Annotated in this window: 17 protein-coding genes and 1 pseudogene; 16 read left to right on the top strand and 2 right to left on the bottom strand. The window is 26.8% G+C overall.

The annotated features are described in order from the left end of the window. Positions 1 to 8: 8 nt before the first annotated feature. The 13 genes from ACRDDY_RS18280 (at position 9) to scpB (ending at position 11,927) form a co-directional block, all read left to right on the top strand. On the top strand, positions 9 to 818 hold the full coding sequence (locus ACRDDY_RS18280) for a TlyA family RNA methyltransferase (protein WP_438566360.1): 810 nt from the start codon (positions 9 to 11) through the stop codon (positions 816 to 818). A gap of 11 nt (positions 819 to 829) precedes the next feature. Next, entirely contained in the window at positions 830 to 1,651 is an 822-nt protein-coding gene (locus ACRDDY_RS18275) for an NAD(+)/NADH kinase (RefSeq protein ID WP_438566359.1), read from the top strand. Positions 1,652 to 1,671: 20 nt separating this feature from the next. After that, a complete protein-coding gene (locus ACRDDY_RS18270; RefSeq protein WP_438566358.1) occupies positions 1,672 to 2,124 on the top strand; it encodes an arginine repressor in 453 nt (150 codons plus the stop codon). A 12-nt stretch (positions 2,125 to 2,136) separates the two neighbouring features. Further along, entirely contained in the window at positions 2,137 to 3,825 is a 1,689-nt protein-coding gene (gene recN, locus ACRDDY_RS18265) for a DNA repair protein RecN (RefSeq protein WP_438566357.1), read from the top strand. 156 nt (positions 3,826 to 3,981) lie between these two features. Then, positions 3,982 to 5,169, top strand: coding sequence for a SpoIVB peptidase (gene spoIVB, locus ACRDDY_RS18260; protein WP_438566356.1), 1,188 nt, complete (start codon positions 3,982 to 3,984; stop codon positions 5,167 to 5,169). Between the two features lie 333 nt (positions 5,170 to 5,502). Further along, a complete protein-coding gene (spo0A, locus tag ACRDDY_RS18255; RefSeq protein ID WP_438566355.1) occupies positions 5,503 to 6,327 on the top strand; it encodes a sporulation transcription factor Spo0A in 825 nt (274 codons plus the stop codon). Positions 6,328 to 6,494: 167 nt separating this feature from the next. Further along, positions 6,495 to 6,782: a hypothetical protein gene (locus ACRDDY_RS18250; protein ID WP_438566354.1), complete on the top strand. Its 288-nt coding sequence runs from the start codon at positions 6,495 to 6,497 to the stop codon at positions 6,780 to 6,782. An 88-nt stretch (positions 6,783 to 6,870) separates the two neighbouring features. Further along, entirely contained in the window at positions 6,871 to 7,392 is a 522-nt protein-coding gene (locus ACRDDY_RS18245; protein ID WP_438566353.1) for an NUDIX domain-containing protein, read from the top strand. Between the two features lie 87 nt (positions 7,393 to 7,479). Further along, positions 7,480 to 8,115, top strand: coding sequence for a stage II sporulation protein M (spoIIM, locus tag ACRDDY_RS18240; RefSeq protein ID WP_438566352.1), 636 nt, complete (start codon positions 7,480 to 7,482; stop codon positions 8,113 to 8,115). Between the two features lie 75 nt (positions 8,116 to 8,190). Continuing rightward, entirely contained in the window at positions 8,191 to 9,069 is an 879-nt protein-coding gene (locus tag ACRDDY_RS18235; protein ID WP_438566351.1) for a tyrosine-type recombinase/integrase, read from the top strand. A gap of 212 nt (positions 9,070 to 9,281) precedes the next feature. Continuing rightward, a complete protein-coding gene (locus tag ACRDDY_RS18230) occupies positions 9,282 to 10,484 on the top strand; it encodes a D-alanyl-D-alanine carboxypeptidase family protein (RefSeq protein ID WP_438566376.1) in 1,203 nt (400 codons plus the stop codon). 113 nt (positions 10,485 to 10,597) lie between these two features. Next, the gene (locus ACRDDY_RS18225) at positions 10,598 to 11,359 is read left to right on the top strand and encodes a segregation/condensation protein A (protein ID WP_438566350.1); all 762 of its coding nucleotides are present in this window, start codon (positions 10,598 to 10,600) and stop codon (positions 11,357 to 11,359) included. Beyond that, positions 11,346 to 11,927 (top strand): SMC-Scp complex subunit ScpB, encoded by a 582-nt coding sequence (gene scpB / locus ACRDDY_RS18220; RefSeq protein ID WP_438566349.1) that lies wholly within the window; start codon positions 11,346 to 11,348, stop codon positions 11,925 to 11,927. Before ACRDDY_RS18225 ends, scpB begins: the two co-directional genes overlap by 14 nt. A 22-nt stretch (positions 11,928 to 11,949) precedes the next feature. Here scpB and ytfJ read toward each other — a convergent pair whose 3' ends face one another. Beyond that, entirely contained in the window at positions 11,950 to 12,468 is a 519-nt protein-coding gene (ytfJ, locus tag ACRDDY_RS18215; RefSeq protein WP_438566348.1) for a GerW family sporulation protein, read from the bottom strand. 8 nt (positions 12,469 to 12,476) lie between these two features. Then, on the bottom strand, positions 12,477 to 13,019 hold the full coding sequence (locus ACRDDY_RS18210) for a DUF2953 domain-containing protein (protein WP_438566347.1): 543 nt from the start codon (positions 13,017 to 13,019) through the stop codon (positions 12,477 to 12,479). 129 nt (positions 13,020 to 13,148) lie between these two features. Here ACRDDY_RS18210 and ACRDDY_RS18205 point away from each other — a divergent pair, with 129 nt between their 5' ends. The 3 genes and pseudogenes from ACRDDY_RS18205 to ACRDDY_RS18195 form a co-directional block, all read left to right on the top strand. Next, positions 13,149 to 14,051, top strand: coding sequence for a D-alanyl-D-alanine carboxypeptidase family protein (locus ACRDDY_RS18205; protein ID WP_438566346.1), 903 nt, complete (start codon positions 13,149 to 13,151; stop codon positions 14,049 to 14,051). A 129-nt stretch (positions 14,052 to 14,180) separates the two neighbouring features. Beyond that, positions 14,181 to 15,167: a sulfide/dihydroorotate dehydrogenase-like FAD/NAD-binding protein gene (locus tag ACRDDY_RS18200; protein WP_438566345.1), complete on the top strand. Its 987-nt coding sequence runs from the start codon at positions 14,181 to 14,183 to the stop codon at positions 15,165 to 15,167. After that, positions 15,167 to 15,952 (top strand): annotated as a pseudogene (locus ACRDDY_RS18195) (FAD-dependent oxidoreductase); the annotation flags it as partial. The gene ACRDDY_RS18200 and the pseudogene ACRDDY_RS18195, both read left to right, overlap by 1 nt. Positions 15,953 to 16,053 lie beyond the last annotated feature (101 nt).

Here is a 16,053-nt window from a genome sequence, read left to right as displayed (position 1 = left end):
AGAGAAAAATGGCAGAAAAAAAAGAGAGATTGGATATTATATTAGTTAATAAAGGAATTATTGAATCCAGAGAAAAAGCAAAAACTAGTATAATGGCAGGATTAATATTTGTAGATGGCCAAAGAGTTGATAAAGCAGGAGCAAAAATACCAGTAGATGCTAATATAGAGTTTAAAGGACAAAAATTACAGTATGTAAGTAGAGGGGGATTAAAACTTGAAAAGGCGCTTAAAAACTTTCCTTTAAGTTTAGAAGGTAAAGTATGTATGGATATAGGTGCATCAACAGGTGGATTTACAGATTGTATGTTACAAAATGGAGCAATCAAAGTTTTTGCAGTTGATGTAGGATATGGACAGTTTGCATGGAAGCTTAGAACTGATGAAAGAGTAGTGTGCATGGAAAGAACAAATATAAGATATGTTACGCCAGAAGATATTGGAGAAAAGTTAGATTTTGCATCAATTGATGTATCATTTATTTCTTTAAAAACAATAATGCCAGCAACAATAGATCTATTAAAAGATGATGGAGAGGTTGTAGCACTTATTAAACCACAGTTTGAAGCTGGAAGAGGAAAAGTTGGAAAAAAAGGTGTAGTAAGAGAAGAATCTACTCATATTGAAGTAGTTGAAGGAATTATAAATTTCTTAAAAGAAAAAGAACTTAATGTATTAGGATTAAGTTATTCACCTATAAAGGGGCCAGAAGGAAATATAGAGTATTTAGTATACTTTACTAAAGATAAAGAAAAAGAAAGTAACTTTAAAGATGAGGATATTATAGAGGTAGTTAAATTATCCCATAGTGAAATTTAAAGGAGATTAAAATGAAAGTAATAGGCATTGCAATTAATCCAGATAAGGATAAGAATGGTAAGACACTTAGAGAAGTGGAGGAGAAGCTTACAAAAGCATTTGAAAAGAGTGAAATAATAATATTAAATAGTTATGAGATTGAAAATATTGAAAAGTTAGCTTTAGATATATTAGTTGTATTAGGAGGAGATGGAACGCTTCTAGGAGTAGCAAGAGAAGTTTCATATTATTGCAGTGTACCTATTATAGGAATAAACATAGGAAATTTAGGATTTTTAAGTTCAACAGAATTAGAAAATTTAGATTCAAATATTGAAAAATTAAAAAAAAATGAGTACTTAATTGAAAATAGAATGATGCTACAAGGTTTTGTAAAAGGATTAGAAAATGAAGATATACGAGCATTGAATGATATTGTACTGGCAAAAGGAACTTTATCTAGAATGGCAAAATTTAATATATATGTAGATAAAAAATTTTATGCATCATTTAAAGGTGATGGATTAATTGTAAGTACACCAACAGGTTCTACAGCATATTCATTTTCAGCAGGAGGCCCATTTATATATCCAGATTTGAATGTAATAATTTTAACTCCTATTTGTCCACATACTAAAAGTATGCAGACTATGGTATTAAATGGAGATATGACTATAGAAGTTAAAATTTGTTCTCACGAAGAAGTATATTTAACTACGGATGGACAAAAGGTTTATAAAATGGAAAATAAGTCAATAATAAAAATAAAGAGGGCAAAGAGGTTTGCAAAATTTATTCAGTTTGATGATTATGATTATTTTAAAGTTTTAAGAACAAAAATATTAAATTATTAGGGAATGGGATGGTGATCAATTTGAAATCAAGAAGACATGAGAAAATATTAGAAATAATAAGTGAAAAAGATATTGAAACACAAGAAGAATTAGCAGAGGCACTAAGACTTGCAGGATTTGATGTAACACAAGCAACAGTGTCAAGAGATATTAAAAATTTAAGATTAATAAAAATGCAATCTATAAATGGAAATTATAAATATGCAGAACCTAAATCCGATAATGCTAAATTATCGGATAAGCTAGCAAATGTATTAAAAAATGCAGTTATAGGTGTTGAGAATATTGATAAAATGGTCGTTGTCAAAACATTTACAGGTGGAGCTTCAGCAGCAGCAGAGGCTATAGATAATTTAGAATTTGAAAATATTGCTGGCACAGTAGCTGGAGATAATACTATTTTTATACTAGTTAGAACTATTGAAGGAGCAGAACTTATAGTTAGCAGTATAAAAGAAAGAATAAATTTGTAAAGAGGTTTATATATGCTTATACAATTAACTATACAAAATTTTGCATTAATAGAGAAAATATCCTTTGATTTAGGATCAGGGTTTAATATATTATCAGGAGAAACAGGGGCTGGAAAGTCAATTTTAATAGATGCTATAGATTATGTTTTAGGAGGAAAGTTCTCAAAAGATTTAATAAGAACTGGAGAAAATAAAACATCTGTAGAAGCAATTTTTCAAATAGACAATGATGGTATAAAATCTGTTTTAAAAGAACTTGAAATAGAAGTAGATGATATTTTAGTTATTAGACGTGAAAGTTTACTTACAGGAAAAAGTATAATTAAAGTAAATGGAAAAACTATAATTGTAAATCATTTAAAGAAAATACGTGAAAAAATATTAGATATCCATGGACAGCATCAAAATCAGCATTTATTACAAAAAGAAGCACATGGAATATATTTAGATAATTTTATAGGAGAACTTATAAAAGGTAATTTAGAAGAATTTTCAAAGCTTAGGGATGAATTATACTCAGTAAGAGCTAAAATTGTAGATTTACAGGGAAATATTGATGGAGAGAAATTAATAGATTATATAAAATTTCAACTAGAAGATATTGAAAAAGGTAAATTACGATTAGGTGAAGAAGAGGAATTAAAAGAATTATTTAACTCTTTATCAAATGCAGAAAAAATAAATAATGCATTAAATGTAGGGTGTAATATATTAAGTGATAATGAATCATCAATACTTGAAGGATTGTCGAAAATAATAGGAGAACTTTCATCAGTAGAAGATTATGTCGGATGGATAAAAGAAAAAAAAGTTATAATAGAAGAAGCCTATTATAATTTAGAAGAAATAAACAGAGAACTTAGAAATGGTGCAGAAAATATTCAATATGATGAAGAAGAACTTGCAAAAATAAATGAGAGATTATATATAATAAATAGTTATAAGAAAAAATATGGTGGAAGTATTGAAAATGCATTAGAAAAGTATGAAGAATTAAAGCAAAAATATGAAGAACTTTTAAATGCGGAAGAAATTATAAAAGAGTTAGAGATAAAAGAAAAGAAAATCCTAAAAGATATGAGAGAAGTTGGAGAAAAATTACATGAACAAAGAATAGAGAAAAAAGTAGAATTAGAAAAAAGAATATTAAAAGAATTATCTTATGTAGGATTAGAAAAATCTACTATGGAAATTAGAGTAGAAAAGTTAGAAAGACATAATGAAAGAGGATTTGATGATATAACATTTGCTATTTCAACTAATCCAGGAGAACCTGTTAAATCTTTAGAGAAGGTATTATCAGGAGGAGAACTTTCAAGAATTATGTTAGCATTAAAATGTGTTTTTGCAGATAAAGATGATATTCCAACATTGATTTTTGACGAAATTGATACTGGAATAAGTGGTGTAGTAGGACAAAGAGTTGGTGAAAAAATGTATCAAGTATCAAAGAATCACCAAGTTTTATGTATTACACATTTACCACAAATAGCAATTTTATCAGACAAACATTACTTTGTATCTAAGGGAGTAGTAGATGGCAAAACTTATACTAGAATAAAAACATTAAATGAAGCAGAAAAAATAAATCAAGTTGCAAGTATGCTAGGTGGCGATGATTTAAGTCAAAAGACTATTGATAATGTTAAAGAGATGCTTAAGAATGCAAATTTAAAAAAAGAAAAAATAAAATCATTATAGATACATAAAGATAATGATTATGGATAAAATAAAACTGTGAAAATTTCATAGTTTTATTTTTTTATGAAAAAATCTCCAAACTATGAAAAAAAACAATAGAATAAAAAGTAGTACTAGGGACAAACTAAGAGTAAAGAATTAAAGGAGGATTAAGGTATGAAGAATAGAATAGTTAAAAGTATGGGTGTTATTTTTATTGGTATAACTTTAATGATGATTTTAAGCATATTTACTCTAAAAGATATCCCAGGTGAAATTTATACTAGCAAAGACGATGTAGAAAGTATATCGGTATTCAAACAAAATAATCCTTTAAATACAGTAAATTATGATGGGAAGAATATAAATATAAAATTCATGGGGCTTTTCTCCTTAAAAAAGGTAGAAGTACATAAAATAAAAGATTTAGAAATTTATCCAGGTGGAGATAGCATAGGAGTAAAGCTTTCATCAAAAGGAGTTTTAGTAGTAGGTTTTTCAGAAGTTATTCAAAATAATGAGAAAAAAGAAAGTCCAGCTAAAGAAGCTGGTATAAGTGTTGGAGATTCTATATTAGAAATAAATGGTGAAAAAGTTATAAAATCAAAAGATGTAGGTAAACATATAGAAAATTCAAAATCAAAGGAGATTAAAATATTAATAGATAGAAACGGAGAGGTTGTAGAAAAAACTATTAATGGAATTAAAGAAGGAAATAAATATAAAATAGGACTTTGGATAAGAGATTCAGCATCAGGAATAGGAACTATGACTTTTTATGACAAAAAAACAAATAGATTTGGAGCATTAGGTCATCCAATAACAGATGGTGATACAAATGAAATATTTAAATGCAGAAAAGGTGAATTGTTAGAAGCATCAATTATAAGCTTAAGAAAAGGTGAAAGAGGAAATCCAGGAGAGTTAAAAGGAATATTTATGGATGAAGATAGTCCAGTAGGGTTAGTTGAAAAAAATACAGAATGTGGTATATTTGGTGAAGCAAAGATGAAGGAGAAAGAAAATATTTCAAAACCTATGAAAGTAGGATTTAGAGATGAAGTGCAAATAGGAAAAGCAACAATATTAACAACACTTGCGGGAAATGAACCAAAAGAATACGAAATAGAAATTATGAAAAAATTAGAACAAGATATACCAGGACCTAAAAGTATGGTTATAAAAGTTACAGATCCGGAATTATTAAAAGAAACTGGTGGAATAGTACAGGGGATGAGTGGAAGTCCAATTATTCAAAATGGAAAAATAATTGGAGCAGTAACACATGTATTAATAAATAAACCAGATACAGGATACGGTATTTATATTGATTGGATGCTAAAAGATGCAGGGGTTATAGGATAAAAATATAATGGTAGCTTGATAATTGTCAAAGCTACCATTATATTTTTTTATTTTACGATTTTAGGGTGAGGAATAGTGAAAAATGAAAAAATAAATAAAATTATACTAAAAAGTATAGACTAAACTTAAAAAATAAGTTATAATTTACAAAAAGTGGAATTTATTTATCGGTTAATTTATAAATATTATCTAGGATATATTAATTAAATATTTAATGTATGAAAATCTAGATATTCCAAAAAGAAGGAAATTTATAAGTAGTGTCGAATTAGTAAAATTATAGGTAAAAATGCTATATGGATAAATTCCAGTATGAATAAAAGGGGGATAAAAATGGAAGATTCAAGAATTTCTGTAGTAATTGCAGATGATAACAAAGAATTCTGTAGTATATTAAAAGATTATCTTTTAAATCAAAAGGATATAGTAGTAATAGGAATAGCAAAGGATGGGTTAGAGGCTTTAGAATTAATAGAAACTAAGAAACCAAACTTGGTTGTTTTAGATATTATAATGCCACATTTAGATGGATTAGGTGTTTTAGAAAAGTTACCAACATTAAATATGAGTCAAGAGGAGTTACCAAGAGTAATTGTCCTTTCAGCAGTAGGACAAGATAAAATAACACAAAAAGCTATAACATTAGGAGCTGATTATTATGTAGTTAAGCCTTTTGATATGGATATATTTACAAAGAGAATAAGAGAGATGTTCAATAGCAATGTAGCAGAAGATAAACAACGATCAAGTTTTAATATAAGAAATAATGAAGTTGGATCAGTTTCAAGATTAAATGAAGCACCAATGGATCTAGAAGCAGAAATAACAAGTATAATACATGAAATAGGAGTTCCAGCACATATAAAAGGATATATGTATTTAAGAGAAGCTATAACAATGGTAGTAAATGATATGGAACTTTTATCAGCAGTAACAAAGGAGTTATATCCATCAATTGCAAAGAAATATAACACAACTGCAAGTAGAGTTGAAAGAGCAATAAGACATGCTATTGAAGTTGCTTGGGGAAGAGGACAAGTTGATGCAATAAATAGATTATTTGGATATACTATCCAAAACTCAAAAGGAAAACCAACGAATTCTGAATTCATAGCAATCATAGCTGATAAGTTAAGACTTAAAAATAAAGTGAGCTAAGATAGGATAAAAATAAAATTTAAATGACATGTACACAGATAATTAGTTAAATATTAAATTACGTATAAAAATATTAAAATATTTTGAAATAATAGATATTGTTTTAGTAAATAAATTAAATTATAATTTATTTAAATGAAAGACTAAGGATAAGGATGTGTATATAAATGGCATTAAAAAATTTTTTATTTGGATTATTTCCAGATCCACTAGAATGCACTGAACGTACGGAACAATCACAAAATGTCAAATTATTAAGAGGATTATATGAATTTTTAGAAGAAGAAAAAATTCCTTTTGATAAGAGAAAAAAAGAATTAGCTTATAGATGTGAATATAAAAAAGAAAATGGAATTATTGAATATAAAATATATGATATAAGTGACAATCTATTGAATATAGTTATATTAGATGATGAAAATGGAACTGTAAACTTAATAAGAGATCCAAAATAAGAAATATCCTACTAAATTTATTTTAGTAGGTATTTTTTTAAAGATAAAATAACAATATATATGTTATGTAAAGGAAGGTAGGAAAATTATGAAATTAGAAGAAAAAATATTAAAAGAAGAACTAAAATATAAAGGGAACTTTTTAAAGTTTGTAAATGTAGAGGTAGAACTTCCAGATGGAAATTTAGGAACAAGAGATATAATAAGACATCCAGGAGCATCAGCCATATTACCATTTATAGATGAAGAGACTGTTATACTTGTAAAGCAGTTTAGGGCAGCTTTAAATAAGATATTAATAGAAATACCAGCAGGAAAATTAGAGAAAGATGAAGATCCGTTCATATGTGCAAAGAGAGAGTTAGAAGAAGAAACAGGATATAAATCAGATAATATAGAGTATCTAGGAACAATTGCAACAGGTGCAGGATTTACAGATGAACTTATTCATATATACAAAGCAACTAATCTTTATGAAGGTATAAAAGAAGGCGATGAAGATGAGTTTATAGATGTAGTAAAAGTGAATATAAAAGAAATAAGAAAAATGATTAAAGCTGGGAATATAGTAGATGCTAAAACAATTTCAGCATTTGGATATATAGATTAAAAAGATTTCTTCTAAATAGGATAAATATGAATATTTTATGATTTTTAAACATAATAATATTTATAACTATTTAGGAGGAGAGAATAGATGAAGTTATTAGCGAAGAAAATTGGTGATACATTTGAAGAACAAAAATTTTATTATTTGATAGTTTTATTATTTTTTTGCGTAGGTGTAGTTATTGGAGTATATGCTATAAAATATATGAATATTAATGATAGACAAGATTTATCAAGTTACTATTCAAATTTTATAAGTGGAATACAAAGTAGTAATATAAGCTATATGGGATTATTATTTGAAGTTTTTAAGAAGAATATAATAATAATAGCACCGATAGTGATATTGGGATTCACTTTTTTTGGAAGCCCAATAATATTAATAATAAATTTGATGAAAGGGTTTTCTATTGGATATACATTTACATTTCTATTAACAACATTTAATGGTGAAGGTTTAGGTATAGCAATAGCATCTCTTGTACCACAAAATATTATTTATATTCCATGTATAGTTGCAACAAGTATAATTGCATTAAGTTTATCAACAATAAAGTTCAAAGAAAAATTTATAAAAAAGGTTCCAATAAAAAATTTATTGTTAAATAAAGGTGGAACTAACATATTATTAATAATACTTTGCATATTTATAATTGGTATAGTAATTGAAACTTACCTATCTCCAAGTTTAGTAAAGTTGGTAATAACTAAATTTTATCTATAAAAAATGGAAATCAAGAGATGAAAAGTAGGGAGAATTTTGTTGGATAGATATAAGTAATGGTATTAGGAGAGTAAAATGTTAGAAATTATTGAGAGTTACAAAGAACATTTATTTAAAAATGACAAAAGTGAAAATACTGTTTATGCATATGTTACGGATGTAAATCTTTTTATCAAATTTTTAAACTCAAGTAATAAAGAGTTATACACATCAGATAATGTAGCAATAATTGCCTATATTCAAAATTTACTTGATACAGGCAAATCAGAAAGGTCAATTAATCGTATAGTAATAAGTTTAAGAAGTTTTTATGGGTTTTTAAAAACAAAATCATTAATAACAGATATTCCTAAGATAACGTATAAGAGTAGTAGGAATACTAAAAAGCTTCCGCAAATTCTTACAATTGATGAAGTTGATAAGATTATAAAATCAATAGATAAGTCAGGAATAAAAGGTATTAGAGATAATGCACTTTTAGAGCTTATGTATGCAACAGGAATGAAAGTTTCTGAATTAATATCATTAAATAATGAGGATGTAAATTTGGATTTATGCTTTGTAAAGTGTACAGACAATAAAAACTTTGAAAGATTAATTCCAATAGGAAGAAGTGCAACAAGGGCATTAGAAGAATATATTTTAGTTAGAAATGATATTGCAGAATCTGGAGAAAGAAAATTATTTGTAAATTTAAATGGAAAAGGCCTTACAAGACAAGGAATTTGGAGAATTGTAAAAGAGTACTCACATAAGGCTGGTATAAAGAAAGAAGTTAATTTAAACACATTTAGACATTCTTTTGCAGTGCATATGTTACAAAATGGAGCAAATGTACGTGCAGTTCAAAAGTTATTAGGAAATCAAGTATTAACGTATATGGATACTTATTATGAAATAATAAATAGTGATAAAATAAATCTAGTATATAAAAATGCTCATCCTAGAGCATAAGTATATTTCATTAGTTTAAGTGAAATATAATTATATAAATATTCAAGATGAATTTTATGATAGATTAAAGCTAATTTCAAAAAAGAAATTAGCTTTTTTTATGTTTTTTATAATAAATATAAAATAAAAGGAAATAATATTTTTAAGGAGGGATTCAAATGATAAATATTATAAAAAACAAAAGAACAATCATTAGTATTATTATATTTTTTATGCTAATTCCATTTATCACACCGCTTGCAGTAGAAGAATCAAAAGGACCTGCTGGAATAAATGTAGAAGCAAAATCAGCATTATTATTAGAGCCAACAACAGGAAAAGTTGTATATGAAAAAAATCCTGATGAAAAGTTTGCGCCAGCATCAGTAACTAAAATAATGACAATGTTACTTGTTATGGAGAGTATTGATTCAGGAAAAAATAAGATTTCTGATAAAGTTACTTGTAGTGAGAATTCTAAAAAAATGGGTGGAAGTACTATGCTTTTAGATAATGGGGAAGAGAGAACTTTAGAGGAACTTATAAAAGGTGTTGCTATTGCCTCAGGAAATGATGCAGCAGTAGCTATTGCTGAATATATTGGTGGAACAGAAGAAAATTTTGTAAAGCTAATGAATGAAAAAGCAAAAGATTTAGGAATGAAAAATACTAATTTTAAAAATTGTACTGGGTTACCATCACCAGACCACTATTCAACAGCAAGAGATATTGGAACAATGTCTATGGAATTATTAAAACATAAAAATATATTGAAATATTCAAGTATTTATATGGACACTATTTCAGAAGGAAGAAAAAGTCCAATAGAATTAGTTAACCATAATAAACTTGTTAGATTCTTTAAAGGGTGTGATGGGTTAAAAACAGGATATACAAAAGAAGCTAAGTATTGTATATCATCAACAGCTACAAGAGATGGTGTAAGAATGCTTGCAGTAATAATGGGAGCACCAACTTATAAAATTAGAAATAGAGATGCAAGTATGCTACTTAATTATGGATTCTCTAAATTTGAAGGTAGAAAAATTGTATCTAAAGATCAAGTAATAGGGGATGCGAATTTATCAGATCAAACTGATGAATTGTTTGAAGCAAAAGCAAAAAATGATCTTATAGCAATTTTAGAAAAAGGCAAAAAATGTGATGAAATAGAAAAGAAAATTGTATTAGATAAAAATAAAGAAACATTTAAAGCAGGAGAAACAGTTGGTAAATGTGAATTATATAGTGGAAAAGACTTGGTAGGAGAAGTAGAAATTTATACTGATAGAGATATAGATAAACCAAGTGTATTTGCAAAAATCAAATATAAAATTAAATGTATATTTAAAGAAAAAGATAAAAAACAAGAAAAGTCAGAAACACAAGATAAGGATAAAACAAAGACTAAAGAAATAAAGAAAGAGAAAAAATAGAATTATTTAAAAAAGGACTAAAGGTAAAATTTTAGTTCTTTTTTTAAACATGTTTTTCAAATATAAGATAAATAGTGTATAATATTTAAAGAGTAGATTAGGGAGGATGGCAAGTGGAAGAGCATAAAGTAAAAATAAAAATAGCAGATTTTGAAGGACCATTTGATTTATTATTACACTTAATAAAAAAAAATAAAATGGACATATATAATGTTCGAATATATGAAATAACAAATCAATATTTAGACTATTTAGATCATATGAAAAAAATAGATTTAGAAATAACATCGGAATTTATAGTTATTGCAGCAACATTGATAGAAATAAAATCAAAAAGTTTACTTCCAAAAGATAAAAAGAAAGAAGAAGAAGTAGATGATGAAGACCTTGAAAAGAAACTTTTAGAGAAGTTAATAATATATAGAAAAATAAAAGCGTCAACAGAATTTTTCAGACAAAAGGCAAATAACATAGGATGTACATATAGTAAAAAACCAGAAGTTATAGAAGTAAAAAAAGAAAAGATAAGTAATGAGAACTTATTTGATAATATTACGTTAATGGATTTATATAATATTTATAGTAAATTATTAGAAGAATATATGCAAAAGAGAAATACTGGTATAGTGGTAATAAATAAGAATATAAAGCGTGATAACTATAAAATTGAAGATAAATACGATTATATTTTAAAAAGAATAGATGAAAAAGATAATTTGAATTTTAGTGATATAATCTTTGAATGCTCTTGTAAGATAGAATGTGTTGTAACCTTTTTAGCTTTATTAGAGCTTATAAAGCAGAGAAGAGTTAAAGCTTATCAAAGTGAAAATTTTGCTGAAATAATAATAAAAGGATGTAATGAAGATGAGTAAAATTAGTCAATTTGAATTTGAAGAGATTTCAATGAAGGGAACTTATAAAGCAGCTATAGAAGCAATGCTATTTGTAAGTGGCGAGCCTTTATCCTTAAGAGATATTGCAGTTAATTTGGAAATAACACCTAAGAAAACCGAAGAAATACTAGGTGAAATGCTATTACAATATGAAATTGAAAACAGAGGAATAAAACTTATACAAATAAATGGAATGTATCAATTAGTTACAAAGAGTGAGTATAGTGAATATATTGAAAGACTACTAAATAAAAATAGACGACAAAGCTTAAGTCAAGCGTCCTTAGAGAGCTTATCAATAATAGCTTATAAGCAGCCTATAACAAGAGCTGATATTGACGAGATAAGAGGAGTAAAATCAGATAGTGCAATTCAAAAGCTTATAGAAAGAGAATTGATTTCAGAAGTTGGAAGACTTGAAGTAATAGGAAGACCTATATTATATGGAACTACAGATGAATTTTTAAGACAGTTTGGATTATCAGGATTAGAAGAATTACCATCATTAGATTTATATCATATAAACGATGAAGAAGATGAAAAATAAAAAGAACTCATATGAGTTCTTTTTATTTTACGTCAAAACCATCTTCATTTGATGTAGAGTCATAATAAGTTGAATCAAGAGGTGATTCATTAGCATGAGGATCTTTATCAAATGAACAACTTTCAGTCTTCTTAGAATTTTTATTTGATTTAAAGTTTTGGCATGCATCTTTAAACATTTCTAAAACTTGTGGAATTGTATCAACAATTCTATCATAAGTACTATCTTGTTCTACTGGTAGAAGTCTAATAGAGTCTTTTCTAACTACTAAAAAAGAAACAGGTTTAACAGAAACACCAGCTCCAGAACCACCAGCAAATGGATAATCAACTTGAGAGTCAGATGAAGCTTTAGTTTGAGAATCAAATTCAGAACCTCCTGAGGCAAAACCAAAAGAAACTTTAGAGATTGGAATTATACAAGTTCCATCTTTAGTTTCAACAGGTGTTCCAATTATTGTATTTACATCAATCATGTCTTTTAAATTTTCCATTGTGCTTTCCATTAAATTTTCTATTGGATGATCTTTAATATCTTTCATAAGTATCCCTATTTAGGGCACCTCCTTAATTTGTAAAATTCTTTAATTAAAATAAATGCTGTATAAATAATCTGCCCAAGTGAAAGAGTAATTATACATTGGCCTTTTAAAGTTATAAAAAACAAATCCTTAAATGATGGATTTATTGATAACTTTGGGGGAGAAATTTTAAAAAAAATTGAAAAAAATCTAAGAATAAAGGGTATTACTGAGTGAATAGCACCAAATGAAAGTGCAGTGTTTTTAGCATCATTTAAGGAATAAGTAAAATTGAAATCTAAAAAAAATTTAGGCTTAAACTTTCTTTTATTAAAATTAGAAATAAATAAAAGAATATTGTTAGGGGTTAAATTATTTAAAGGCTTTTTCTTTTTTTTCTTAGAAGACTTTTTTTTCTTACGATTTAAATGTTTTTTCTTTTTGCTTGGGAAAATAGAAAAATTATATAATTTTAATTGAAAAGAGGAATCAATATATGAAAAGTAAAGTTTAACTTTAAAAGGGAAAAATAAAATAAAAATAATTACTATAAAAAATAATAGCAATTTCATAAATTAACACCTCCTAACTCATAACTAATTATATTCTCAACAAAATAGAGGAAAAATATACATAAAAAGAAAATAAAAAATAGGTATATAAATTAAAGTTTAATACAAAATATTATAGAGGTGATTTTTATGAAAATTTCTAAAAAGCTAGTAGTAATTACTATAATATTTATTATTGGATTAAGTAGTATGGGAACAAAAAGTTTTGCCTTAGATAAAAAATTAAAAGTAGATGGAAGATGTGCTATAGCAATAGAAAAAGAAACAGGAAAAGTTCTATTTGAGCAAAATGGATATGAAATAGTAGAAATGGCAAGCACAACTAAAATATTAACAGCATTAGTAGCAATAGAAAATTCAAATTTAGAAGATAAATTTATAGTAAGTAAAAAAGCAGCAGGCTGTAGAGGGTCAAAAGTTGGCTATAAAGCAAATGAAGAGATAGCAGTACGTGAATTATTATATGGTCTTATGTATAAGTCAGGAAATGATGCAGCAATTACTTTAGCAGAAGGAATTGGAGGGTCTGAAGAAGAATTTGCAAGAATTATGAATCACTATAGTTCAAGTTTAGGACTTATAGATTCGCATTTTCAAACTCCCCATGGATTAGATAAAGAAGATCATTATTCAAGTGCATATGATTTAGCAATTTTAACATCTAAAGCAATGGACTACAAAATATTTAGAGAAATTGTAGGCAGTAAGCAAACTAGCAAAGAGAAATATAATTTTACACGTGATTATAATAATATAAATAAAATATTATGGCAGATTGAAGGAGCAAATGGTGTAAAAACAGGATATACAGGAAAAGCAGGAAAATGTTTAGTAACATCAGTAAATAATAAAGGAAAAGATATTATAATAGTTGTTTTAAATTGTCCTAAAAGATGGGAAGAAACTAAAAAAATATATGATAAGGTAAAAGAATCAAGCACTGTGTTTAAAGATTCAAACTTAGAAGAAGAAAAGGTTGTGTACTCATACAATCCAGGAAAGAAATTATCTTTTATAGAGACATATGAATAATATATTAGAGTAGAAATGTAGAGATAGGTAAATATCTCTACATTTTTGTTAATAAATAAGTGAAAGAAGAACAAAAAGGAGAATTAAATAATAATTTAGTATAAGATAATAATTTTTTGAGGAAAAAAGATGAGAGAAAAATTTACATGTATAGATTTAGGGACAGATTATTGTCCATGTCATTTAGCAGAAAGTGGAGATTGTATATTATGTTCTCAACTTAGAGGAAAATGCTTTTGTGAATGTAGTAATTGGAATGGAGTTTGTATTTATAATGAATTTTTAAACAATAAAAATAAGGCTAAAAAGGGAAGAGAAACTATAAATTGCGATATTATAGAATTTAAAAATGTAGAAGATGATATTGTTATTATTAAATTTAGAGTATCAAGACAATTAGCAGTAGATTTAAGTAGACCAGGGGCATATATATTTTTAAGAAAATCTATATTAAGCTATTTTGAAGTTCCAGTATCAGTAATGGAATCAAATGATGAAGAGGGATGGATAAAGGTTGCAGTAAAAATTAGTGGAGTAAAAACAAAGGATTTATTGAGATTTGATAATGAGAATTTAATAGTAAGAGGTCCATATTATAACGGGATATTTGGATTAAAGGAATTGAAAGAGCTAACAAATAAAAAGGTATTAATTATAGGTAGAGGAATTGGACTTGCTCCTAGTATAAATGTGATAAATAGATTATTACAAAAGGAAAATAAGGTATATTTAATAAAAGATATTGGAGAAATAACATATGATTTTTCAAAGGAGTACTTAGAGAAAAGTGATCTTGAAGAAGTTAATGAAGAAATTATTATTCAAGATGGAAAATTAACAAATGAGGTAAGAGATAAAATTAAAGAATATGTAGAAAGGGGAATAGAGCATATCCATGTAGGTGGAGCAGATATAACAACATATAATATTATTGAGTTTTTAGATGCATTAAATAGAAATGATATAAGTATTTCTTGCTGTAATAATTTTAAAATGTCTTGTGGTGAAGGGGTTTGTGGAGCATGCACTATAAAATATGAAGGAAATAAGGTAAGGAGGTATTGTAAGTATCAAACAGATCCAAGAACAGTATTTGAAGGAAGGTGGTTAATATGATTAAAGTTGTAATTATAGGTGGAGGATGGAGTGGATGTGCAGCAGCCATTACTGCTAGAAAAACAGGAGCAGAAGTGCATATATATGAAAAAACTGATCTTCTACTAGGACTTGGAAATGTTGGTGGAATAATGAGAAACAATGGAAGATATACAGCAGCAGAAGAATTAATAGCATTAGGGGCTGGAGATTTAATAAAAATATGTGATAAATGTGCAAGACATAAAGATATAGAATTTCCAGGACATAAACATGCAACACTTTATGATGTAAATATAATAGAAGAAGAAGTGAGAAGATATATCTTAGAAAAAGGAATAACTATTCATATGGAAGAAAGAATAGTTGATGTAAACTTTGAAGATAAGATAATTAAAGGGATATATAATCATAAAGATCAGTATATAGAGGGAGATGTGTTTATTGAAACAACAGGTTCAACAGGACCAATGGGAAACTGCTTAAGATACGGAAATGGATGTTCAATGTGCATACTAAGATGTCCAGCTTTTGGTCCAAGAATAAGCATAAGTGGAATGTGTAATATAGAAGACATTAGAGGTGAGAGAGTAGGAGATGAACTTGGAGCATTCTCAGGATCATGTAAACTTGCAAAAGAAAGCTTATCAAAAGAAATTAAAGATAAACTAGATAGTGAAGGAGTTGCTATATTAAAGTTACCAAAAGAAGAAGTAAACTATGAAAAACTTAGTAAAAAAGTATGCCAGCAATATGCCCTAAAAGAATTTGCAGAAAATATAATTTTATTAGATACAGGACATGCTTTATGAACAGAAATGTTAGAAATTCATATTAAGTTAATTGAACTATATAAACATATTATAATAAAATTATATTATTAAATAAAATGGAATCAATAAAGGAG

The organism is Clostridium sp. (assembly GCF_051656525.1).
Classification (GTDB): domain Bacteria; phylum Bacillota; class Clostridia; order Clostridiales; family Clostridiaceae; genus Clostridium.
This window is presented reverse-complemented; position numbering and strand designations above follow the sequence as displayed.